Source organism: Mesorhizobium sp. M7A.F.Ca.ET.027.02.1.1, assembly GCF_004022985.1.
In the GTDB taxonomy this organism is placed as follows: Bacteria; Pseudomonadota; Alphaproteobacteria; order Rhizobiales; family Rhizobiaceae; genus Mesorhizobium.
This window is the reverse complement of record NZ_RZOL01000654.1, coordinates 1-2,041: the sequence shown is the minus strand read 5'-3', so window position 1 is coordinate 2,041 and position 2,041 is coordinate 1. Positions and strand designations below refer to the sequence as shown.

The window sequence follows — 2,041 nt, the reverse complement described above, 5'->3', positions numbered from 1 at the left end:
CTGGCGGGCGAGCCGTTTCTGGTCGTCGCCGACCTGCAGGGCAAGGCACAGAATGCGCGCATCACGGCGGCGGCAGCGATCGGCGAGGACGATGTCCGCGCCGCGCTGGCGGACAGGATCGAGGTCCGCCGTGAAACGAGCTTCGACCGCGACAAGCGCGCCGTGCGCGTCCGCGAAACCGTGCGCCTTGGCGCCATCACGCTTGCCGAGCGCATGCTGCCGCCGCCAATCGGTGCTGACGCCGACCGCGCCGTCCTCGATGCGGTGCGCCAGCACGGGCTGTCGCTGCTGACTTGGAGCAAGGAGGCGCAAACGCTGCGCCAGAGGCTTGGCTGGTTGCACCGCGGCCTTGGCGCGCCTTGGCCCGATATGGCGGATGCCGCCCTCATCGAACGCCTCGACGACTGGCTGCTGCCTTACCTGTCCGGCGCGGCATCGTTTGCCGCTATCGATGCGGGCGTTGTCGAGGCCGGACTGGCCAGCCTCGTGCCGCACGATGTGCAGCGCAGGATCGATACGCTGGCGCCGACCCATTTCGATGCCCCGTCGGGCAGCCATGTGCCGATCCGCTATGACGGCGAATGGCCGGTGCTGGCGGTTCGCGTGCAGGAGCTGTTCGGCCTCGACCGCCATCCTTCGATCGCCAATGGCGCCGTGCCGCTGACGCTCGAACTCCTGTCGCCGGCGCACCGGCCGATCCAGACGACGCGCGACCTGCCCGGCTTCTGGCGCGGCTCCTGGGCCGATGTGCGCGCCGACATGCGCGGCCGCTATCCCAAGCATGTCTGGCCGGAAAACCCGCTGCTCGCGACCGCCACCGCCCGCGCCAAACCCAGAGCATGATCCCAAAAAGTGAAAGCCGGTTTTTGGAAGGTCATGCTCAAACAAGAAGTAGAGCCCCATTCCGGCTCCTCGGATTGGGGCGGTACCTAGCGTTTGACGCTTCGCGGCTGTAATTCATGGCCATGATCAACGTTTTGCGTTCGCCCGATTTCCAGCAGAGCCAGAGACTGCGCCTCAACACGCTAATCCGGTTGCGTTGGCTTGCCATTGTCGGGCAGAGCCTGACGGTGCTCGTCGTCGCCTATGGGCTGAAGTTTCCGCTGCCGGTCAGCCTCTGCTTTGCCCTGATCGCCTGTTCGGCCTGGATGAACCTGTTTCTCGCCTTCCGATTTCCGGCGGCGCACCGGCTGACGCCGCTTGCCGCCTTCGGCATCCTCATCTTCGACAGCCTGCAGCTTGCCGGCCTGCTCTACATGACCGGCGGCCTCACCAACCCGTTCTCGCTGCTGATGACCGTGCCTGTCGTCATTTCGGCGACATCGCTGCCCCTGCGCCTGACGGCCATCCTCGGCGGGCTGGTCATGTCGGCGGCGACCTTTCTGGTCTTTGTCCACCTGCCGCTGCCCTGGCATGAGGACGCGCCGCTGGCGATGCCTTTTCTCTATGTCGCCGGCATGTGGATGGCGGTGCTGTCCTCGATCGCCTTCACCGCCATATACGCCTTCCGGGTGGCCGCCGAAGCCCGGCTTCTGGCCAATGCGCTCGCCGCAACAGAGCTGGTGCTGCAGCGCGAGCAGCACCTTTCGGCCCTCGACGGGCTGGCCGCCGCGGCCGCGCACGAGCTCGGCACGCCGCTCGCCACCATCGCGCTTGTCGCCAAGGAGATGGAAAAGGCGCTCGGCAAGGATCCGAAATATGGGGAAGACGTGACGCTGTTGCGTTCGCAGAGCGAGCGTTGCCGCGAGATTCTCAAGCGGCTGACCAGCCTGTCCTCCGAGGGCGAAGCGCATCTTTCGCGATTGCCATTGACCTCGCTGGTCGAGGAGGTCACCGCGCCGCACCGGGACTTCGGCATCTCGATCAAGCTTCGGCCCGGCGAACGCATCGGCCCCGAGCCGGTCGGGCGGCGCAATCCGGGCGTCATCTACGGCCTCGGCAATCTGGTCGAGAACGCCGTCGATTTCGCCCGCAAAAGCGTCACCGTGCACTGGAGCTGGGACGAGGCCACCGTCACCTTCTCGATCATCGATGACGGCCC

At 66.4% G+C, this 2,041-nt stretch carries 2 protein-coding genes; both read left to right on the top strand.

Annotation, left to right across the window (positions count from 1 at the left end):
• A partial coding sequence (locus EN749_RS34755; RefSeq protein WP_145991148.1) for an ATP-dependent helicase C-terminal domain-containing protein occupies nucleotides 1-843 on the top strand: 843 nt, incomplete at its 5' end.
• Between the two features lie 116 nt (nucleotides 844-959).
• Nucleotides 960-2,041, top strand: a 1,082-nt coding sequence (locus tag EN749_RS34750; RefSeq protein ID WP_145991147.1) for an ActS/PrrB/RegB family redox-sensitive histidine kinase, incomplete at its 3' end; no start/stop codon positions are given.